Annotated in this window: 19 protein-coding genes; 13 read left to right on the top strand and 6 right to left on the bottom strand. The window is 61.8% G+C overall.

Translation table 11 applies throughout. The features are described from left to right. Positions 1 to 5: 5 nt before the first annotated feature. On the bottom strand, positions 6 to 1,265 hold the full coding sequence (locus tag NKI69_RS03760; RefSeq protein ID WP_023812337.1) for a sarcosine oxidase subunit beta: 1,260 nt from the start codon (positions 1,263 to 1,265) through the stop codon (positions 6 to 8). 256 nt (positions 1,266 to 1,521) lie between these two features. On the opposite strand from NKI69_RS03760, the gene NKI69_RS03755 reads away from it, so the two are divergent. The 12 genes from NKI69_RS03755 to NKI69_RS03700 all read left to right on the top strand — a co-directional run bounded on the left by NKI69_RS03755 (position 1,522) and on the right by NKI69_RS03700 (position 16,695). Beyond that, positions 1,522 to 4,008 carry a mechanosensitive ion channel family protein gene (locus NKI69_RS03755; protein WP_023812336.1) on the top strand — a complete coding sequence of 829 codons (2,487 nt, stop codon included), beginning with the start codon at positions 1,522 to 1,524 and terminating at the stop codon, positions 4,006 to 4,008. 154 nt (positions 4,009 to 4,162) lie between these two features. Beyond that, entirely contained in the window at positions 4,163 to 4,426 is a 264-nt protein-coding gene (locus tag NKI69_RS03750) for a hypothetical protein (protein WP_023812335.1), read from the top strand. A gap of 202 nt (positions 4,427 to 4,628) precedes the next feature. Next, positions 4,629 to 6,062 (top strand): UbiA family prenyltransferase, encoded by a 1,434-nt coding sequence (locus tag NKI69_RS03745; protein ID WP_023812334.1) that lies wholly within the window; start codon positions 4,629 to 4,631, stop codon positions 6,060 to 6,062. A gap of 2 nt (positions 6,063 to 6,064) precedes the next feature. Next, entirely contained in the window at positions 6,065 to 7,417 is a 1,353-nt protein-coding gene (locus NKI69_RS03740) for an FAD-binding oxidoreductase (protein WP_023812333.1), read from the top strand. A gap of 123 nt (positions 7,418 to 7,540) precedes the next feature. After that, the gene (locus NKI69_RS03735; RefSeq protein ID WP_023812332.1) at positions 7,541 to 7,990 is read left to right on the top strand and encodes an EamA family transporter; all 450 of its coding nucleotides are present in this window, start codon (positions 7,541 to 7,543) and stop codon (positions 7,988 to 7,990) included. Continuing rightward, a complete protein-coding gene (locus tag NKI69_RS03730; protein ID WP_128304388.1) occupies positions 7,987 to 8,994 on the top strand; it encodes an NAD-dependent epimerase/dehydratase family protein in 1,008 nt (335 codons plus the stop codon). Before NKI69_RS03735 ends, NKI69_RS03730 begins: the two co-directional genes overlap by 4 nt. Before the next feature lie 104 nt (positions 8,995 to 9,098). Continuing rightward, a complete protein-coding gene (locus NKI69_RS03725) occupies positions 9,099 to 10,529 on the top strand; it encodes an aspartate aminotransferase family protein (protein ID WP_245273256.1) in 1,431 nt (476 codons plus the stop codon). A gap of 21 nt (positions 10,530 to 10,550) precedes the next feature. Further along, positions 10,551 to 11,783 carry a hypothetical protein gene (locus NKI69_RS03720; RefSeq protein ID WP_352720085.1) on the top strand — a complete coding sequence of 411 codons (1,233 nt, stop codon included), beginning with the start codon at positions 10,551 to 10,553 and terminating at the stop codon, positions 11,781 to 11,783. Continuing rightward, positions 11,780 to 12,538: an FkbM family methyltransferase gene (locus NKI69_RS03715; RefSeq protein WP_023812328.1), complete on the top strand. Its 759-nt coding sequence runs from the start codon at positions 11,780 to 11,782 to the stop codon at positions 12,536 to 12,538. The genes NKI69_RS03720 and NKI69_RS03715 overlap by 4 nt, the downstream gene beginning before the upstream one ends. A 154-nt stretch (positions 12,539 to 12,692) precedes the next feature. Continuing rightward, positions 12,693 to 15,254, top strand: coding sequence for a GcvT family protein (locus NKI69_RS03710; RefSeq protein ID WP_023812327.1), 2,562 nt, complete (start codon positions 12,693 to 12,695; stop codon positions 15,252 to 15,254). An 84-nt stretch (positions 15,255 to 15,338) separates the two neighbouring features. Next, on the top strand, positions 15,339 to 16,187 hold the full coding sequence (locus tag NKI69_RS03705) for a DUF1194 domain-containing protein (protein ID WP_023812326.1): 849 nt from the start codon (positions 15,339 to 15,341) through the stop codon (positions 16,185 to 16,187). Positions 16,188 to 16,353: 166 nt separating this feature from the next. Then, positions 16,354 to 16,695, top strand: a complete 342-nt coding sequence (locus NKI69_RS03700; protein ID WP_023812325.1) for a peptidase inhibitor family I36 protein — start codon at positions 16,354 to 16,356, stop codon at positions 16,693 to 16,695. A 76-nt stretch (positions 16,696 to 16,771) separates the two neighbouring features. Here NKI69_RS03700 and NKI69_RS03695 read toward each other — a convergent pair whose 3' ends face one another. From NKI69_RS03695 to NKI69_RS03685, 3 genes are all read right to left on the bottom strand, one after another. Next, the gene (locus NKI69_RS03695) at positions 16,772 to 17,710 is read right to left on the bottom strand and encodes a GlxA family transcriptional regulator (protein ID WP_348625597.1); all 939 of its coding nucleotides are present in this window, start codon (positions 17,708 to 17,710) and stop codon (positions 16,772 to 16,774) included. A gap of 345 nt (positions 17,711 to 18,055) precedes the next feature. Then, positions 18,056 to 18,190 (bottom strand): hypothetical protein, encoded by a 135-nt coding sequence (locus NKI69_RS03690; RefSeq protein WP_023812324.1) that lies wholly within the window; start codon positions 18,188 to 18,190, stop codon positions 18,056 to 18,058. A gap of 338 nt (positions 18,191 to 18,528) precedes the next feature. After that, on the bottom strand, positions 18,529 to 18,714 hold the full coding sequence (locus NKI69_RS03685) for a hypothetical protein (protein WP_013531162.1): 186 nt from the start codon (positions 18,712 to 18,714) through the stop codon (positions 18,529 to 18,531). Positions 18,715 to 18,932: 218 nt separating this feature from the next. Between NKI69_RS03685 and NKI69_RS03680 the strand changes: the two genes are divergently transcribed. Then, positions 18,933 to 19,832 (top strand): LysR substrate-binding domain-containing protein, encoded by a 900-nt coding sequence (locus tag NKI69_RS03680; RefSeq protein ID WP_127291815.1) that lies wholly within the window; start codon positions 18,933 to 18,935, stop codon positions 19,830 to 19,832. Positions 19,833 to 19,859: 27 nt separating this feature from the next. Here NKI69_RS03680 and NKI69_RS03675 read toward each other — a convergent pair whose 3' ends face one another. Further along, the gene (locus NKI69_RS03675; RefSeq protein ID WP_128304386.1) at positions 19,860 to 20,807 is read right to left on the bottom strand and encodes an alpha/beta hydrolase; all 948 of its coding nucleotides are present in this window, start codon (positions 20,805 to 20,807) and stop codon (positions 19,860 to 19,862) included. A gap of 233 nt (positions 20,808 to 21,040) precedes the next feature. Beyond that, positions 21,041 to 21,226, bottom strand: coding sequence for a hypothetical protein (locus NKI69_RS03670; RefSeq protein WP_127258513.1), 186 nt, complete (start codon positions 21,224 to 21,226; stop codon positions 21,041 to 21,043). Positions 21,227 to 21,353 lie beyond the last annotated feature (127 nt).

The following is a 21,353-nucleotide window of genomic DNA, read 5'->3' as shown; positions in this document are numbered from 1 at the left end:
AATGCCTAATGCAGCCGCGGGTTTGCACCCTGGCCCTTGTCGTCGATCACCAGGCCGCGGTGGAAGCGGTCGAGGGTGAAGGGGGCGTTGAGATCGTGCGGCTGGTCCTTGGCGATGGTCCAGGCGAAGCACCAGCCGGAAGCCGGCGTCGCCTTGAAGCCGCCATAGCACCAGCCGCAGTTGAGATACATGCCGGGCAGGGGGCCGGTGGTGATGATCGGCGAGCCGTCCATCGACATGTCGCAAACACCGCCCCAGGAGCGCAGCATGCGCACGCGCGCAAGGCCCGGAAACAGCGCCAGCATTTCGCTCATCACCTCGTCGACGACGGGCAAATTGCCGCGCTGGGCGTAGCTGTTGTAGCCGTCGATGTCGCCGCCATAGATGAGGCCGCCCTTGTCCGACTGCGACATGTAGAAATGGCCCATGCCGAAGGTGACGACCGTGTCGATGAAGGGTTTCAGCGATTCGGTGACGAAGGCCTGCAGCACATGGCTCTCGATCGGCATTGTCTCGATACCGGCAAGCTGCATGACACGCCCGGTGCTGCCGGCGACCGCAACGGCCACCTTCCTGGCGCGGATGTCGCCACGGGACGTCGTCACGCCTGAAATGCGGTCGCCGTCGCGCAGGAAGCCGGTGACCTCGCAGTTTTCGATGATGTCGACGCCGCGACGGTCGGCGCCGCGCGCATAGCCCCAGGCCACCGCATCATGGCGGGCGGTGCCGGCGCGTCGCTGCATCAGGCCGCCAACCACCGGAAAGCGCGCGCTGTCGGAGATGTCGAGCGCCGGAATCAGACGTTTGATCTCAGCCTTCGTCATCAGTTCGGCATCGACGCCGAGATGGCGCATGGCATTGCCGCGTCTTGCATAGTCGTCGAACTGGGCCGGCGTGTGCGCCAGGTTCAGGCAGCCGCGCTGCGAGAACATGACATTGTAGTTGAGCTCGTGCGAAAGGTTTTCCCACAGCTTCATCGAGTGTTCGTAGAAGCGGGTGTTGGCCGGCAGCAGATAGTTCGAGCGCACCGCCGTTGTGTTGCGGCCGACATTGCCGGAGCCGAGCCAGCCCTTTTCCACAACGGCGACATTGGTGATGCCGTGTTCCTTGGCAAGATAATAGGCGGTCGCCAGCCCATGACCGCCGCCGCCGATGATGATGACGTCATAGGACGCCTTCGGGTCCGGCTTGCGCCATGCCGGCTTCCAATCCTTGTTTCCCTTGAGCGCGTTCGCGAGCAGCGAAAAGGCCGAGTACTCTGCCATTGATGTCATCCGGTTCGGGCGATGCGGCAGACTATAGAGCAGGCCGCACCGGCAAAGCCAATATTGCGCCATCGCCTTTCGACTGGCCGACGCATCGGTCAGGGGATCAATGGGGTCTGGGCTCAATGAGAGTCAGGATCAGTGAGGTCAATGATCGGATGAGTCCGCGATGCGACGGCTTGCCCCATGATAGGGCCGTCTTTATCAAGGACAGGCTTTCAAATTGCCTTCGCCGCCGATGAGTCGCCAACAAATCATGCTTTTCCGATTGCTTCGTCTCATTTTGATCCTCACGCTTGTCGTCTCGGCGCCGCTGTCGTTCGATGCGGTGGCACAGGGGCTTGGCCAGGCGCCTGCCGGACTGGTCGCCGACCAGCAGAAGATCATCCAGGCGCTGACGACCAAGACCGACAATTTCGAGAAGCAGATACAGCAGGACGGCGAGGAGGATAGCAGCCTTGTCGATATCCGCTTGCAACTCGAGGAGCTGTCGCGGCAATCGCTGAACAGCGCACTGGCCTTCCGTACGCGTCTTGGCGAGATCAACAGCCGTCTTGAGCAGCTTGGCGCGGCACCTGCCGCGGGTCAGCCGCCGGAGCCCGACATCGTCAGCGGCGAACGCGAGGCGCTGGTGTCGGAAAAGGCGGAGATCAATGCCGTCATTGCGCAAGCCCAATCGCTTTCGATCCGCATCAGCGGGCTGATCGACAAGATCGGCAACATGCGCAGCGAGCTGTTCCGCAATGTGCTCACCAAGCGCTATGTGCTGTCCGACGCGCTCAGCCCGCAGGTCTTTTCGGACGCCAGGGACGAATTCGGCAATTTCTACAAAGCGGTGTCGTCATGGCTAAGCTTCGCTTTCAAGTTCAAGTTCCAGGCCATTCTGGCGGCAACCTTCGTGGCGCTCGGGCTGGCGCTGGTGCTGCTGGTCGGTGGCCGGCGCCTGTTCGGGCGCGTGTTCGAAGCCGACCCTGCCAATGAGGATCCATCCTATCTCAGCCGCTTGTCGGTGGCCTTCTGGTCGACCTTGCTGCCGACGCTGGCGGTTGGCGTGTTCTTGGCCTCCACGGTGTTCTTTTTCAACTATTACAATGTGTTGCGTGGCGACATCGGCCTCTTCCTGAATGCGCTCGCGGCCGTCATCGGGGTGGTGTTCTGCGTCAACCGATTGACCAATGCGGCGCTCGAGCCGCGGCTGCCGAATTGGCGCCTTATCCCCGTCGAGACAGGTCCGGCGCGCTGGCTGGTGCGGCTGACGACCGCCATGGCCGTGGTCATCGGCGTCAATTATTTCCTGTCGGTCATCAACGACAAAATGGGCTCGCCGCTGTCGCTGACCATCGCCCGCAGTTTCGGCGCCACCATCATCGTCGGCGTCATCCTGATCCTGATGGCGATGCTGAGGCCGTTCAAGGCGCGTGACGGAAGCTGGCGGCCTTGGCCGGCATGGCTGCGCTATACGGCGCTTGCGCTCGGTCTTTTCACCATCGTCGCGGCGCTGCTCGGTTACATCGGCCTTGCTCTGTTCGTTTCGTTGCAGGTCGTCGTTACCGGCACCGTGCTGATCACCGCCTATATCGGCTTCCTGTCGGCGCAGGCGATCGGCGAGGAGGGTGCTTTCGCCAACACGACCGTCGGGCGCTGGCTGTCGGCCAAATCCAGCTACGAGGATACAGCCCTCGACCAGCTCGGCCTTGTCGTCAGCGTTGCCATCAATGTGATGATCGTGCTGGTGTTCCTGCCGTTGATCCTGCTGATGTGGGGTTTCCAGCCCGGCGATATCCAGGCCTGGGCCTACAAGCTCGCAACCGGGATCAACATCGGCTCGGTGACGATCTCGGTCACCGGCATCCTCTCCGGCATCGTCGTCTTCGTCATAGGCTATTTCCTGACACGCTGGTTCCAGGGCTGGCTCGACGGTTCCGTGATGGCGCGTGGCAAGGTCGATACCGGCGTGCGCAACTCGATCCGGCTGGCGGTCGGCTATGCCGGCGTCGCGCTCGCGGCACTGGTCGGCATCTCGGCGGCGGGCATCGACCTGTCCAGCCTGGCGCTGGTCGCCGGCGCTCTTTCCCTCGGTATCGGCTTTGGCCTGCAGAACGTGGTGTCTAATTTCGTTTCCGGCCTGATCCTGTTGGCCGAACGGCCGTTCAAGGTGGGCGACTGGATCGTTGCCGGCGATGTCAGCGGCACAGTCAAGAAGATCAGCGTGCGCGCCACCGAGATCGAAACCTTCCAGCGGCAATCGGTGATCCTGCCCAACTCGAACCTGATCAACAATGCCGTCGGCAACTGGACGCACCGCAACAAGCTCGGCCGCATCGACATCAAGGTCGGCGTCGCCTATGGCAGCGACGTCAAGCAGGTTCATGCCGTCCTGCTGGAGATCGCCCGCAGCCACCCGATGGTGCTGAAGAACCCCGAACCCTTCGTGCTGTTTTCCAATTTCGGCCCTGCCGCCCTGGAATTCGAGATCCGCGTGTTCCTGGCCGATGTGATGAACGGCAACATCGCGCAGAACGACATCCGTTTTGCCGTGCTTGAAAAATTCAGCAGCGAACACATCGAGATGCCCTCGACGCCACGCGCCGTGGTCGAGGCCCACAAGCCCAAGGCCTGGCCGACAGACGACGACAAGATCGAGGCCGACTTCGCCGAACAGGAGCAGGTGAAGGCCGAAGCCGAGGCGGAGAAGAAGCGACTAGTCAAGTCCCGCAAAACCAGGAAGCCAGATCCGGACTAGGCTGGGAATCGGTGGGTCTCAACCATCGAAAGCCGATTGCGGCATGAATGGGGCATTCAGTTGCGGTTCAGCTTCCATCTCATATAAGCTCCATGCAAAGGCGAAAATGCCTTGCGAAATGCAACAGAGGCGGTGGGAACACCGATATTGCACCATGTGGAAGTCTCTCGTCGCTGCCGTCGCCCTGGTCGCCGCTATCGGCTCGGTCCATGCCGCGAGCGCGGTCAACAAGGACGCCGAGACCCGAACGCTGGTCGTCACCGAGGGCGGCAGCAAGACCGACCTTGCGTTGGCCGGTGGCGAAACGGTTGAGTTCTGCCCGAATGGCTGCTTCGTCACCTTGCCCAATGGCGACCTCGAAGCCCTGACCGGTTCGGAAACCGTCGAGATTTCGGGCGGTGTCGCCCGCATCAAGTAATCCTGGCGTCACGATTGCGGAGGCCGGGAATTTGCCCGGCCTTTTATCGTTTCCGGTAGCGGTTGTTTAACAATGACGCCGGAAATACCCCCATGGCAGCCGTCTGCAACCGTGCGTTTTAACGTTCGCTACGTCATCGCCCGCTATACCAGCCTCAAGACGCCGAAAAGCGGCGCGCAACTCTACGCGGGCAGGGTAGGACATGGATGCGCGGTCGGACAGGAACGCAATACCGCTTGCGGTCGATCTCGACGGCACGCTGATCGCGACCGACCTGTTGTGGGAAGGGCTGTTCATCCTTCTCAAGAAGAACCCGCTCTATATCTTCCTCGTGCCTTTCTGGGCCGCCGGCGGACCGGCGCGGCTGAAGCAGGCAATCGCGCAGCGCATCGACATCGATCCGGCATCGCTGCCCTATCGCGAGGTGCTGCTTTGCCGCCTCCGGACCGAGCATGCCGAAGGCCGCAAGATCGTGCTGGCGACCGGCACGCCGCGCAAGTTCGCCGATGCCATCGCGGTCCATCTCGGCATTTTCGACCAGGTGCTGGCCACCGATGGTCTCGCCAATCTCACCTCGGGCAGGAAGCGCGCTTCGCTGATCGCAGCCTATGGTGATGGCGGTTTCGACTATGCCGGCAACAGCCGTCACGATCTCCAAGTCTTTGATGCAGCGCGCAACGCGATCGTCGTCGCGCCCGACCGCCATGCCGCGCGCTGGCAGGCGGCACATGGCGCCGAGACGATGCCGGCGCCGAAGCCGACTTTGCGGACCATCGTCAAGATGCTGCGTGTCCATCAGTGGCTGAAGAATTCGCTGATCGCAGTGCCGATGGTGCTCTCGCACGAATATTTCAACACCGACATGATCTGGCAATGCCTGCTGGCATTCGTCTCGTTCAGTGCGGTGGCATCGGCCATCTACATCCTCAACGATTTCTTTGACCTCGCGCTCGACCGCAAACACCTCACCAAGCGCAACAGGCCGTTCGCCAGCGGTGCGCTGTCCATCCCGTTCGGACTTGGCGCGATTGCGATGCTTTTGGCGATCGGCTTCGGCACCGGGCTGTTCTTGTCGCACGAATTTCTGGCTGTGCTTGGCGGCTACATGGTCGTCACCACGGCCTATTCGCTGTCGTTCAAGCGCATGCTGCTGGTCGATGTGCTGACGCTCGCCGGCCTCTACACGATCCGCGTCCTGGCCGGTGCGGCGGCGACCGGCGTCGACGTCTCGTTCTGGCTGCTGGCCTTCTCTATCTTCTTCTTCCTGTCGCTGGCGCTGGTGAAGCGCTTCGTCGAATTGCGCACCACCGCCATTCCGCCTGGCGAGCGCATTGCCGGCCGCGGCTATCGCACCGAAGACCAGGAGATCGTCGCCCAGGCCGGCATGGCCTCGGCCTTCTCCTCGGCGCTGGTGCTGGCGCTCTACATGGACAGTGTCGCGGTGCGGGAGCTCTATCCGCATCCATGGCTGATCTGGCCGCTGGCGCCGATCGTGCTTTATCTCACCATGCGCGTCTGGATCCTGGCGCGCCGCAACGAGATGCATGACGATCCGGTCGTGTTCATCATCCGCGACTGGCGCAGCCAGATCGTGGTGCTGATCGGTGCGGTGATGCTGGTCATCGGGGGCTGGTAGGCATGGCCGCCGGACGTTTCCCAAGCTTTGGCCTTGCCACACCGCCGGCGCCGCGCGCCATCGGGGCCGATGAGGCGATCGCGCTGCTGAAGGGCGGTCGGGCCAAGCCGGCGTCGCTGCTTGCCTATGGCAATGGCCGCTCCTACGGCGATTCCTGCCAGAACGAGGCCGGAGCGGTCGTCGATATGCGATCGCTGAACCGCATCCACGCCTTCAACGCCGAAACCGGTGTTCTCGAGGCGGATGCCGGCGTGCTGTTGTCCGACATCATCGCCCACGCCGCCCCTTACGGCTTCTTTCCGGCGGTTGTGCCAGGCACGCAATTCGTCACGCTCGGCGGCGCCATCGCCAATGACGTGCATGGCAAGAACCATCACCGGCGCGGCACCTTCGGCTGCCATGTCGAGAGCTTCACGCTGCTCAGGTCCGACGGAAGGACCTATCGCTGCTCGGCAGCAGACAATGCGCGCCTGTTTGCGGCGACGATCGGCGGCATGGGGCTGACCGGTCTCATCCTGTCTGCCTCGATCCGGTTGATGCGGGTTCATTCGCTCGACATCGTCGAAAAGGCGACGCCGTTTCGCGATCTCGACGAGTTCTTCGGTTTGGCCGAGGCGGCCGATCAGGCCAATGAATATGCGGTCGCCTGGATCGACCAACTTGCCGGCGGCCGCAATAGCGGTCGCGGGTTGCTGTTTACAGGCAATCATGCCGAGCACGGCTCGCATGCCGCCTCGCGCGCCGGTGGCAATCTCTCGGTGCCGGTCCAGCCGCCGTTCAATGTGCTCAACCGGCCGTTCCTGACCGCCTTCAACGCCGCCTACAGGTGGAAGAAGGGGCGGTCGACGGCGCCGCGCCAGGTTGGCTACCAGGGCTTCTTCTTCCCGCTCGACGGCGTGCGCGACTGGAACCGGCTTTATGGGCCGAAAGGGCTTTTCCAACACCAGAGCGTGGTGCCGGAAGCGGCGGCGCGCGAGGCCGTGCCGGCATTGCTTGCGGCTGCAAGGCAAGCCGGGCAGGGCTCGTTCCTCACCGTATTGAAACGCTTCGGCTCCATCCGCTCGCCGGCGCTGCTGTCGTTCCCGCGTCCCGGCTACACGCTGACGCTGGATTTCCCCAACAGGGGGGCTGCGACGCTGGCCTTGTTGCGGGAACTCGATCGCATCACCGTCGAGGCAGGCGGCGCCGTCAATCCCTACAAGGATGCTCGTATGGGCGCAGACATCTTCGCTTCGTCCTTTCCCGAATGGCCGCGGCTGGAGTTGCTTCGCGATCCCGCCTTCCTATCGAGTTTCTGGGCGCGGACGGCAAGGAAGCTCGACACGCGGCGCTGCGTAGCCGAGGCAGCGGAATAGATATAACTTGAGTAATTCTTGGTTATCGATCGTTAAATCCATGATTCACTCAAAACATTCTTGTGGCTTCACGAAATGTTTGCTGGTTTGTAATAGGAAGCATGAAGGGGTGGCTCGGAACACATGAAATACATCGTCTTCATTCTCTTTACGGTCATGACCAATGCCGCCGCACAGCTGATGCTGAAGCAAGGCATGATGTCGCTCGGGCCGATCTCGTTCGAGGGCGTCAATCCGCTCGTCAAGCTGTTGCAGATCGTTTTCAGCCCCTGGGTGTTCCTTGGCCTCTGCACCTTCGTCATCTCGATGGCCTCGCATCTCTATGTGCTGTCCAAGGTCGAGCTCTCCTTCGCTTATCCGTTCCTCAGCCTCGCCTATGTTGCCGTCGCCATCTTCGCTTATTTCGTCTTCCGCGAGGACCTCAATGGCTGGCGGATCGCCGGCATCGCCTTCATCTGCGTCGGCACGGTGCTGATCGCGCAAAGTGGCCGGGATTTGGGTAAGCAAGGGCATGAGGACCAGACCGCTTCCATCATGCCCGACAAGATCCAAGCAAACGAGATCATTCGATGAGACATGTGATTTTCGGCGGTGACGGTTTCGTCGGCCGCCACCTTGCTCCGAAGCTTGTGGCCGATGGTGAAGAGGTTGTCGTCGCCGACGTCGTCAAGAGCGACCTGCCGCAGTACCGCACCGTCCGCTTTATCCAATGCGACGTCACCGATCCGGCGTCGGTCGCGGCGGTCGGGCTGAAGGCCGATGATATGGTCTACAATTTGTCGGCCAAGATGCTGTCGCCGATCCAGGTGCGGGCCAAGCGGCACGATTTCTTTTTCCCGGTGAATTTCCACGGCACCGAGCACATCATGCAGGCCATGGACAGAGCCGGTGCGACAAAACTCGTCCACTACACGACCGACATGATCTACGGCCACACGGTCACGCAGCCGATGACCGAGGAGCACCCGGTGGCGCCGCTGGGCGAATATGGCTGGTCGAAGCAGAAGACAGAGGAGTTGGCGGCCGAATGGCGCAAGCGCGGCATGTCGATCTCGCTGTTTCGCCCGCGCCTGATCATCGGCCCAGGCCGGCTCGGCATCCTGGAAAAGCTGTTCAAGCTGATCGACTGGAACCTTCCCGTGCCGATGATCGGTTCGGGCAGGAACCCCTATCAGTTCATCTCGGTGTTCGACTGCGCCGAGGCCGCGCGCGCGGCCTGGAAGGCCGGTGTGCCTAATGAGGCCTATAATCTGGGTTCGCTCAACCCGCCGCCGGTCAAGAAATTGCTCGGCGATTTGATCCGGCATGCCGGCTCGAAATCGATCCTGATCCCGACACCGGGCTGGGCGGTCAAGCGCACGCTCGACCTGCTCGACCTCTTCAACATGCCGATCATGGACCCGGAACAGTATCTGATCGCCGACGAGGACTGCGTGCTCGACGTGTCCAAGGCCGGGCGCCAGCTCGGCTGGGTGCCGCAATATCGCGACGAGGACATGCTGATCGCCGCCTATAGCGAGTACCGCGCAAAGAAAGCCGGCCACGCAGTCGCCACCAAACATGTGCCCGCCGAATAGCGGCTCGCAAAACAGCTTTCGTTGCGCCCGATCCTGGTCGTGCGTGCAGACAGGAGATTGAAATGACCGTCATGGCCAAGCCCGAACAGACCAATTTGCGCACCATGGTCAGCGCGCCGTCGCTGTCGCCAGCGACCATCGCCAAGCCCGATTTGATCAGCGTCGAGCAGGCCAAGGCGATGGACGTCGCCCGCATGACCGACCTGTTCAAGGCGCATCTCAACCCCGGCCAGCTGCACTTCATGAAGCTGCTCGGCTTCCACAAGATCAAGATCGAGCGTGCCGAAGGCATGTTCTACATCGACCAGAACGGCCGCAAGATCCTCGACTTCTTCGGTGGTTTCGGATCGCTGGCCTTCGGCCACAATCATCCGCGCATCCTGGAAGCACGCAAGAAATTCCAGGAGGAGAAGCGCCAGGAAATCGCCATCGCCTTCATGTCGCAATATGCGGCGGCACTTGCGCACAACATCGCCAAATGCTCGCCCGGCGATCTCGACATGGTGTTTCTGGGTTCGTCCGGCTCGGAGGCGATGGAAGCGGCGGTTAAGCTCGCCGAGCGCGCCGCCGGTCCGAAGCGACCGAAGATCGTCTATGCCGAGAATTCCTTCCACGGCAAGACCAAGGGCGTGCTGGGCATCACCGACGGCCAGCTCTACCGCGCCGACTTCAAGGTGGCCGAAAACACGGTCCGCATCCCGTTTGCCGACATCGAGGCGGTCGAGCGCCTGTTCCGTTCCGACCCGGAGGTCGGCGTCATCGTGCTGGAAACCATCCAGGGCGGCGGCGGCATCATCCAGGCGCCTGCTGAATATTGGCAGAAGCTAAGGGCGCTGTGCGACCAGTATGGCGTGTTGTGGGTCGCCGACGAAGTGCAGTGCGGCTATGGCCGGTCAGGCCGCTTCTATGCCTTCGAGCATTACGGCGTCATTCCCGATGTGACGGCGCTGGCCAAATCGCTTGGCGCCGGCAAGGCGGCGGTCGGCGCGATGATCGCGCGGCGCGAGGTCTACATGAAGGCCTATGGCACGCCGAAAACGGCGATGATCCATGCCATGGCGACCTTCGGCGGCATGGGCGAGGCCTGCGTCACCTCGATCGAGGGGCTCAATGTACTCTATGATGAAGGGCTGATCGACAATGCCGCCATCACCGGCGACTATTTGCTGCAGCGCCTGCAGACGCTCAGGGAAAAGTACCCGAAGATCATCAAGGAGGTGCGCGGCAGGGGTTTTATGATCGGCCTGGAGTTCCACGACTTCTCGCAGACCTTGCCGATGGTGTTGCGGCCGATCGTCAGCGTGCTCGACGACAAGCTGAAGGGTTCGCTGTCGGGCTTCATCGGGGCGCTGCTGTTGCGCGACTACGATGTGCTGGTCGCCTTCACCGAATACAACCGCAACGTCATCCGGCTCGAGCCGCCGCTGATCTGCCAGCGCGAGCATGTCGACCGCTTCGTCGACGCCTTCGACAGCCTGCTGTCGCGCGGCATCGTGTCGATCGTCAAGGATTTCGTCAAAAGCCAGGTTCGTTAAGCGAGTTCGCTGGGTACAACGATGCTGACCAAGTCGCCCGATCCACAAAACCCGCTCGACCGCCTCATCGGAGCCGGTCTGGCGTGGGGCGAGGGGACTTATGCGCGGCTGGCAGCACCGATCGGCGCGGCGGCCTTCGCGCTCTACATTCTTTTTACAGCGTTCACCGCCTGGGTGATGCCCGACGCCAACTGGGACATGCTGCCCTATCTCGCTATATCGGAGGAAGGCACCTATCCCGATGCGCAGGCGCTGCATGACTATGCCTACAACACTGTCAAATCGGGCGTGTCCGCAGGCGACTATAAGGCGCTGACCGACGATGGAGGCGGCTTCCGCAGTCACATGACGGAGAATGCCGCCGACTTCCATTCACTGCTCGGCATGTACCGGATCAAGTTCCTCTATGCCGAGATCCTGTCGACACTGAGCGCGGTGATGTCGCCGGTCGAGGCAATGCGACTGGTCTCAGTGTTCTCCGTGCTGCTGTTTGGCGCGATCGCGTTGATGTGGCTACGCTCCACAGGGGCATTGGCGTTGGCGCCTATCGTCGGCGCGGTGCTGATCATGGCCGATTTCGGCGATGCGGCACGCGCTTCGACACCGGATCTGCTCAATTCAGCGCTGCTGCTCGGCGGGCTCTATGCCTATGTCCGCGGCCTCAAGGTGGCAACGGCGATCCTGCTCTTCCTCGCCTTCATGGTACGGCCGGACAACATTGTTTTCCTGGCGATTTTCGCTGTGCTGCTGGTCGCGTACCGGCAGAGGGCATGGGGTGCGCTGGCCGGTTTTGCCGCTTCCTTCGTGGCCTACTTCGCCATCTCTCACTGGGCGCATCATCCCGGCTGGGCGCCGCATCTGTGGTTCTCCAGCATCGAGCAGCACTTCAATATGGACGGATTCGAGCCGCCATTCTCGGTCACCACCTATCTCAGGGCGTTTGCCACCTCGCTGCTGCGCGCCGTCAGCCTGAACAGTTGGGTCGGCGTGTCGGTGCTGGCACTGGCCGGCTGGTTTGCTGCCGCCCGCGCCGGCTTCCGCCTCGATCGCCGCGCCGGCATCCTGTTTGCGGCGCTGGTGCTCGGTGCGCTGGCGAAGTTCACCGTCTTCCCGATCCACGACACGCGCATCTATTTCCCCCATCTGATTCCGCCATTCCTGCTGCTGGCGACGCCGTTCATGGCGCTGTGGGCAGCCGTGGCTCGCGGCCAGAATCGCGCTGCCATGCAAATCATTCCCGGAGACAAGTCATGAGTTCGCTATCCAGCCTGGCGCGCGTTGCCCTGTCGCTTGCTCTTCCCAAGGGCGTTCTCGATCGCGGCCCGTCGCTGCGCGGCACCAAGTTCCTGGCCAGGGCGGCGCTGAAGGCGCGTTTTGGTGGTGCAGGGCGACCGTTCCAGATGGTCAATGTCGGCGCCTGCGACGGCGCACTGTTCGACGATGTGACGCCTTGGCTGCACAGGATTCCCGGTGCACGGGCCATGCTGGTCGAGCCGATCCCGTACAACCAGAAGAGACTGCGCGCCAATTATCCAGACACGGACCGCTTCATCATCGAGCCGGTGGCGGTGACGAAGACAAAGGGCACGATAACCGTCCACACCTTCGATGCCGCCGCCCTCGAGGCCGGCACGTTGCCCATCGAATTTATCGGCTGCTCGTCGGTCACCGACACCAATCTGATGTCGGGCAAGAATGCCTGGGGCGAGGCCGACGCCAATTTCAACAAGTTCGCGCCGCATCTCAGGGACATCGAGGTGCCATCCGAGACCTTGCAGACGCTGCTCGATCGCAACGGCATCAGCCATATCGACGCTTTCCTCGTCGATTGCGAGGGCGCCGACTGGATCGTCTTCGAACAGCTGGACCTCAAGCGCTACCGCCCCGGCATGATCAAGGTCGAGGTCGGCGCGCTGCCCGCCCCGGAGATCGGCCAGGTCGTGGTCAAGCTGAAGACATCAGGTTATCAGGTCGGCTTTCAGGCCGAGGACATCTGGGCCTTCGCCTGAGTTAGCCCACCGAAAAGCGAACCGCCCCAGGCGCCGGTGTGAAGCATTCTGCCGTCTGGTCGCTCGGCTTTTTGCCAATGTCGCAAACAGGCTTCAATCGGCCTGCCGCTCCGCCCTATAGTCCGCCCGCTTTATCACTTTGGAGTCGCGGGCAATGGCAGAGTTTCCGAAAAAGGCGAAGGTCGTCATCGTCGGCCTGGGCGGTATTGTCGGCGCATCGATCGCCCATCATCTGATCGAACGCGGCTGGGACGATATTGTCGGCATCGACAAATCAGGCATCCCGACCGATATCGGCTCGACCGCGCACGCCTCCGACTTCTGCTACACCACCAGCCACGATTTCCTGTCGTGCTGGACGACGCTCTACTCCATCGATTTCTACGAGAAGATGGGTCATTACGCGCGTATCGGCGGCCTTGAGGTTGCGCGTGTCGGCGACGACAGCCGCATGGAAGAGATCAAGCGCAAGATCGCCTCCGCCAAGGCGTTTGGCACGCGCGCCCGTCTGATCGAACCGGCCGAGATCAAGGAAAAATTTCCGCTGATCGAAGAAGCGATGGTGCAGGGCGGCCTGTGGGATCCCGATGCCGGTCTGGTCATCCCGCGCTCGCAGACGGTCGCCGGCAAGCTGGTCGACCAGGCGGAAGCCTCGGGCAAGCTCAAATCCTTCGCCAACACGCCGGCTCGGTCGCTTGTCGTCAAGGACGGCCGCATTTCAGGCGTGGTGACCGATCGCGGCACCATCGAGGCCGACTATGTCATCGTCTGCGCCGGCATATGGGGCCGGCTGATCGCGGAAATGGTCGGCGAGGATCTGCCTGTCATGCCGATCGACCATCCGCTGACCTTTTTCGGCCCCTACAACGAGTTTGCCGGCACCGGCAAGGAGATCGGCTGGCCGCTGCTGCGCGACCAGGGCAACTCGGCCTATATGCGTGACACAGGCGATCCCAGGACCGCCGAGGGCGGGCAGGTCGAATGGGGTTATTACGAAGAGACCAACCCGCGCCTTTGCCATCCGCGCGACCTGCTGGAGAAGGACCAGGCGCGGCTTTCACCCTCGCAGCGCGATCTCGACATGGAACAGATCCTGGCGCCGCTCGAACGCGCCATGGAGCTGACGCCGATTCTCGGCGAACTCGGCTATAACGAAAGCCATTCCTTCAACGGTCTCTTGCAGGTGACCGCGGATGGCGGCCCGTCGATGGGCGAAAGCCAGAAGGTGCGGGGCCTTTGGTATGCCGTCGCCATCTGGGTCAAGGACGGCCCCGGCATGGGCAAGCTGATCGCCGATTGGATGACCGACGGCCGAACCGCGATCGATCACCACGCCGTCGACTATGCGCGCTTCTATCCGCACCAGACAAAGGAGCAGTTCATCTGGGATCGCTGCACCGAGACGGCGATGAAGGTCTACAATCCGGCAGTGCATCCGCGCGAGCCGTTCTCCAAGGCCCGCAACATCAGGCGCTCGCCGTTCTGGGAACGCGAGAAGGAACTCGGCGGCTATTTCATGGAGCTTGGCGGCTGGGAGCGCGCCCATGGCTACGCCGCCAACGAGCATCTGCTGGAGAAATACGGCAACCGGGTGCCGGTGCGTGAGAACGAGTGGGACAACCGCCATTTCTGGCGCGTCTCCAATGCCGAACACCTCGCCATGAGCGAGGATTGCGGCATCGTCAACCTGTCGCATTTCGCCATGTACGACATCGAGGGTCCCGACCATGTCGCGCTGCTGGAATGGCTCTGCGCGGCCAAGATCGGCGGCGACAACAACATCGGCAAGGGTATCTACACCCACTTCCTCGACGAGGAAGGCATGGTGCGCGCCGACTTTACCGTCATCCGCATGGCCGACCGCTGCCGTTTGATCGATGGCGCCGACGCCGGTCCGCGCGACTTCCAGTACATGCGCCGCACGGCACAGGACAAAGGTTTCGATGTCACCATCACCGACGTGACCGAGAAGTATGTCACCATCGGCATCTGGGGGCCGAATGCCCGGGCGACCTTGCAGAAGGTGGTCGAAAGTCCGGACGGGCTCTCTGTTGAGAACTTCCCATTCGCGGCGATCAAGCCGGTCCGGATCGGCGGCAAGGATGTCACCGCTTTCCGCATCTCCTATGTAGGCGAGCAGGGCTGGGAACTGCATATGCGCTACGAGGACGGTCTCGCTGTCTGGGACGCGCTGCGATCGACCGGCGTGATGCCCTTCGGCGTCGAGACCTATGCCAACACCCGCCGCATGGAAAAGAGCCTGCGCCTGCAGAACGCCGACCTTTTGACCGAGTACAATCTGCTCGAAGCCGATCTTGCGCGTCCGAAGGTCAAGGAGAACGACTTTTGCGGCAAGGCCAAGCATGTCGAATACCGCGCCCGCGAGCGCCAACCGGCCATGCTGTGCACGCTGGTGATGACCAGTAATGTCGATTCCAAAGGCGTTGCCCGCTATCCTGTCGGCACGATGCCGGTGATGGACCCGAAGACCGGCGAGACGCTGGTCGACGAACTCGGCCGCCGGTCGTTCACCACGTCGATGGCCTATGGCCCGACCATCGGCAAGAACATCGGCCTCGCCTATCTGCCATGGGCCTACGCCCAGGAAGGCCGCAAGCTCATTATCGAGTATTTCGGCGAGACCTATCCGGTTGAAGTCGCCGCTGTCGGTTACAAGCCGCTTTATGATCCGGAGAATTTGAAGCCGCGCAGTTGAAGCCGCAGAATTTGAGAACGAAAAGCCCGGCCTTGGCCGGGCTTTTCCCTTTTTAAACAGGCTGTTTTCGCTTACCCTTGCGGCATGTCTGCTTTTGCCTGCGCAAGACATTTCCTTTCAAGCTGCGCCGCGTTCGCGCTGACGCTCTGGTTGACGCCCGCGACCCAAGCTGACGAGCCCGTCGATGTCGAGTTGGTGCTGGCCGTCGATGTCTCGCTGTCGATGTCTCCGGACGAACTCGAGATCCAGCGTCACGGCTACGCAGCGGCGCTGACGCACGACAATGTGCTGCAGGCCATTGCCGACGGCGCCCATGGCAAGATCGCCGTTACCTATGTCGAATGGGCCGGTACCACCTGGCAGCGCGTCATCGTGCCGTGGACGGTGATCGCCAGCCGCACCGACGCCGAGCGCGTGGTTGCGCAGTTGTCGGCGCAGCCGCCCAACAGCGCGCGGCGCACCTCGATCTCCGGAGCGCTGGAGTTCGGCAACGACCTGTTCGCCGAAAGCGGCTACCGAGGCACGAAGCGGGTCATCGACATTTCGGGCGACGGCCCCAACAATCAGGGCGCGCCGGTCAACCTGACCCGCGACGAGCTGATCAAGCAAGGCATCGTCATCAACGGCCTGCCGCTGATGACGCGAGGCGGCTTCATCGGCGCCTACGACGTCAGCAATCTCGATCGCTACTACAGCGACTGCGTCATTGGTGGTCCCGGAGCCTTCATGATCCCGGTCAATGACTGGACGCAGTTTCCCGAAGCCATTCGCCGCAAGCTGGTGTTGGAACTCGCCGGTCCGGCCTCGCCGCAATGGGCGGCGGAAGAAGCCGCGCATCCGCCGGTGATATTGGCACAGGAGAGATCCACCACCGATTGTCTGGTCGGCGAGAAAATGTGGCGAAACCGCAGCTGGATGTTCGACAGCCGCTAAAGCTCTTCCCCATTGAGCGTGATCTTTGCCGAACCGGCTCCCGCTCTTGCCCCGCTGCCTACCTGTTCGGGCTTACGCTCCAGGCTTGCCTCCGCGACCGAAGCAGTGGCAAACTGGGCAGGCCGCGTGACCCAGCCAGGAGCGCTGCCGAACCGAGGAAAAACCGATGAGACGTCTTGCCATCCTGACCGCAGTCGCGTCCGTGCTGTATGCCGACGTCGCCAGCGCCCAATACAACCAGGCTGCCTGTATCATGTTCGAGAACGGGAATTTTCGCGGGCGGTCCATCGGCATGGGTGCCGAGGATTCCGTAAATTTTCGTGGCGGCCAGTTCTGGAATGACCGTGTGTCGTCGGTGATCGTTCGCCGCGGCTGCACGCTCGTGGCCTATGAGGATTCTAGGATGGGCGGCCGCTCGATCGAGATCACGCGCAGGATCCGCAATTTGGGCGGCAGCGACTGGAACGACCGTATCTCCTCGGCGGAATGCACCTGCGACGATTACTGAGGTTGGTTCCAGGCAGCGGGGCGCCGCTGCCTGACGATATCATGACACTAGCCTGTTTGTCCGTGGGCGTATCGGATCAGGCCGCCAGCAGTTGCTTGCGGTCGACGCGCTCCTGCTGCGGCGAGCGGGCGTAGAGTTCTCGGTAGCATTTGGAGAAATGCGATGCCGAGACGAAGCCGCAGGCGACCGCCACCTCGACCACCGGCATCGAGGACTGGATCAAGAGATGCCTGGCGCGGTCGAGCCGGATTTCGAGATAATAGCGGGCGGGGGAGCGGCCCATCTCGGTGCGGAACAGCCGCTCGATCTGGCGGCGCGACAGGTCGACATGGTCGGCGATCTCGATCAGTGACAGCGGCTCCGACAGATTGCCCTCCATCAGTTCGATGATGGTCAGCACCTTTGAGTTCTGGACGCCGAGGCGGGCGCGTAACGGCAGGCGCTGGCGGTCGGTGGGGCTGCGTACGCGGTCGGTCAGCACTTGCTCGCAGACGCGGTTGACGAGGTTCTCGTCAAAGTCGTCGCCGATCAGCTTCAGCATCATGTCGAGCGCGGCAGTGCCGCCGGCGCAGGTGTAGATATTCTGGTCGATCTCGAAGAGGTCGGCAAAGACATTGGCCTTCGGAAACGCCTCTGAAAAGCCCGGCAGGTTCTCCCAGTGGATGGCGCAGCGCTTGTTGGACAACAGGCCGGCGGCGGCGAGGATATGCGCGCCGGTGCACAGGCCGCCGACGGCGACGCCGCGATTGTATTCCTCGCGCAGCCAGGCGAAGGCGGACTTGTTCTGGTAGCGCTCGACGTTGATGCCGCTGCAGACGATGGCCATGTTCGGCCGGTCGGGACCTGCCATCTTCTTGCGCTCATCCTCGAGCGAGGTGTTGACCGCGCATTCGACCCCGTTCGAGGCGCGCACCGGCTTGCCGTCGATGCTGGCGAGGCGCCAGCGATAGGCCTCGTAGCCGAGCATGCGATTGGCCGAGCGCAGCGGGTCGAGCGCGGTCGCAAAAGCGATCATGGTGAAATCGGGAATAAGGAAGAATACAAACGATCGCTTGATCGGATGCTTTACCGCGTTCAAGGGAACCTCACACAGCCATGGCGCGAACAGGATGTCGCGAATAGCATAGCGACATCAGGAAAAACCATGTCTGTCAATCGGCTACGCCGCTACGACAAGATTAAATTTGCGACATGGGTCGCAAATGGGCAATCGGCGTGCAGCGAGCCCTGGAAGTGGCACGAACTGTTCAAGGGACGGGCAACGTACGGCCTGCGCACAGAACAAAACGCCGCTCTGGCTGGAGCCAGGCGGCGTTGCAATTTTAAAGCAGCGGCAGGGATGCGCTGCCTCTAGAAATCTTCAGGCGATGAAGCCGAGGCGCGCCGCATTCATGGCGCCGGTCTGGCCGGGCATGGTGTTGGCAAGACGCTGACGCTCGAGAGCGGTGGTCAGGTTCATTTCGCGGCGGGCAAAGAGGCGTGCAAAAAGCTTCATAATCATCTCCATTTGTTGCTTAGACGGGTCGCCTTCGCTTGATGGAGTGGGGCAGCTCGTTTGCTGGCGCTGATATAGGCTTGTGTAAGTAGAAACTAAATCGCAAAAGCGAAGCGCTTGATATGAAATGCGACATCGATTGCGACAGATTTGAGCAAGGTGCCCAAAATTTACGATTATTTACAAGGCATTAATTGGAAACAGGAGCCGCTATGCGGCTTTCTCATATGCGTCATGCGCCGGCGACATGGCTCCAAAGCTCAGTTGAATACAAGTAAAACAGAGAAGGCCTGCCGGGCGGGCTGCGCGGCAGGCCTTCAGCACATGGTACACACGATCTACTTTGCTCCAGCCCAGGATCCGATGCCATTGCGAGTACCGGTCTTGGTGTCGGAAGCTTCAGGCCAGCCGATGTCCTTCTGCAGTTCGATCGGCAGGGAGCGGATAGCGCGCTCGGTCTGATAGCGCGCGCGTGCCGCGCTGAATTCGGTCGCGATGCGACCAAGGGACGACAGGATAGACATCTCTTTCTCCTTTGGGTTGGCTAGTGCCAGACAGCGAGTTGGCTACTGCGGGTTTGTTTCAACTTCATTTCGTGTCGAATGCAGGTCTGTGTCGAGGTCGTTTCATGGCTGCTTGGGGCAGCTACTGCTTCGATGGAGTTGACTATCCACCCATTCTGATGTTCAATCAAACGAAATGGAATGATGTTTTGTATCAGAAAAATTGAAGGTCGGTTGCCATGAACGCCCCGCTCAATCATCCGCTGCCACTGCTCGATCTCGATGTTTTGCGCACGTTCGTGGCGATTGCCGAGACCGGCAGCTTCACCACCGCCGCCAATGCCGTGTTCCGCACGCCGTCGGCCGTTTCCATGCAGATCAAGAAGCTCGAGGACATTCTCGGCCGCTCCGTGTTCGCGCGCGACGCTCGCTCGGTGTCGCTGACCACGGACGGCGAGATGCTGCTCGGCTATGCCCGCCGGCTGCTGTCCATTAATCGCGAGGTGGTGTCGAAGTTCATCATTCCCGACATTGTCGGTGTGGTGCGGCTTGGCTCGCCGGACGATTACGGTGAGCGCGTGCTGCCGCATGTGCTGAAGCGTTTCGCGCAGTCGCATCCGTCGATCGCCGTCGACGTCACCATAGACCAGAGCAGCAATCTGCGCCGGCGCATGGACGACCGGGCGCTCGACATCACGCTGTTGACCAATTCCTACAAGACCAGCGCGCTCGGCGCCGAGGTGCTGCTGACCGAGCCGATCGTCTGGGCCGGTGCCAAGGGCGGCTGTGCGCATCTGCGCGAGCCCTTGCCGGTATCGCTGTGGGAAGAGGGCTGCGCCTGGCGTGCCGGGGCGCTCGACGCGCTTGGCCGCGAGGGCCGCAACTACCGCATCGCCTATATGAGCGCGCACACGGCCGGCCAGCGCGCCGCGATCATGTCCGATCTCGCCGTGGCGCCATTGCCGAAGTCGTTCCTCGGCAATGACATGGTCGAACTCTGCCCGAAGGACGGCATGCCCGACATCGGGACCTACAATCTGGCAATGGTGGTGGCGCCGGATGCCAGTGCCCCGGTCAAGGCCGTTGCCGACCACATCCGCGCGACTTTCGAAGTCTTCCGGGAAACCGGCAAGTTCTGACCGGCTGGCAAGGACGATAGTATAGAGCTACTCCGCCGCTTCGGCGGGGCGCTGTTCATGCCTTACTCTCGTATCGTGCACGATCCGGCTCTCCCCGAGAAAGGCGACGATGCGCTCGCGGGCGCGCCGGGCTTCCGGCATGTCGATCAGCGGCCAGACGTGGAACATGCCTTCCTCATAGACAAGATCGATTTCAACGCCGGCTGCGCGGGCTTTTTCGGCGAAGATCAGATTGTCGGGAGTCAAAAGATCGCGCGAGCCGGTCAAAAGCAGCGTTCTTGGCAGCACGGACAAATCTCCATAGACCGGGCTGATGTGCCAATCGCTGGGATCGATGCCGGCACTGTACAGGCGAATTGCCTCTCGTCCGCCAGCTATGCCCAGCCAAGGGTCGTTGCGTTCCGCCTCGAACACTGCGGGATTGGTGAGCGACACGTCGAGACCCGGCGAAATGAGCACATGCCGCGACGGCAGGGGCAGTCCTTCTTCGGCGGCCATCATGGTCAGCACCACAGCCATATTGCCGCCGGCGGAATCGCCCATGAAGACGATGTCTTCGGCTTCCGTCTCGGCGAGCATCTGCCGGTAGACATCGCCAACCATTCCGAACATGGCATGGAAATCGTGTTCGGGAGCGATTGGATAGATCGGCACCGTGATCCCGTAGCCCAGCCGATCCGCCATCTCGGCGATTAGGTGCCAATGATAGGGTGTGATTTCAAAGACATATGCACCACCGTGCAAGTAGAGAATCCGCTTCTGCTCGCCGGTCCTGGGTGCGATTTCGTAGACGGGGAAGCCATCGACCGTATGCATCTCGATGTCGAGACGCTGGTGCAGCGAGGCGGGCGGCCGGTGGTTCTCGGTCTTGCGCGCGGCCGCGATCCAGCGCTGCAGATTTTCCGGACTGGCAAATGCCTGCTTGCGGCTGTGCCGCAGGACAAAAGACACGACATGGCTTTTCAAACTTGGCATGCGGATACGCGAACTTCGGCCAAAGCCGACTAAGAGAACCCCCACTATCTTCGAAGATCGTGCCGTGGCCGAAAATGTCAAGATTCGCGCCGTATCTACACGCTGGTGTGATCCGCGCCGCGATGCTCAGCGGCGCGGCAAAAGTGCGGCACGCAGCCGGTTGCTGGTGGTCGCCGGGGACATGCGAGATCCCCGGCGCATGCCGAGCAATTTGCATTTGTCGGCGAAGGTCATCAGCGCGCGGCGCTCCAGATGGTGTTGATGAGTGCTGCCTTTTCGCTGGATCGCGGCGACACCGGCCAGCCGATGTCCTTCTGAATCTCAGGCGGCAGGCTGTTCAACAAGCGCCGCGCCTTGCTGCGGTCGTGAGCATTCTTGATGGCCGTGCCATAGCGGCCGAGGCTTTCGAGCATTGACATCGTTGTCTCCTCTGGAGCGTTGCGACGGCTGAAAGATATCTCCAGCCTGCCATTCGATGCCGGTTGAATGCGCCTGCCATGTATCTGGCGAATTTCACGAAAACAGCGTTTTGGTTTCCGGATCAAG

The organism is Mesorhizobium sp. M0491, from assembly GCF_040321265.1.
Taxonomy (GTDB): domain Bacteria; phylum Pseudomonadota; class Alphaproteobacteria; order Rhizobiales; family Rhizobiaceae; genus Mesorhizobium.
This window is presented reverse-complemented; position numbering and strand designations above follow the sequence as displayed.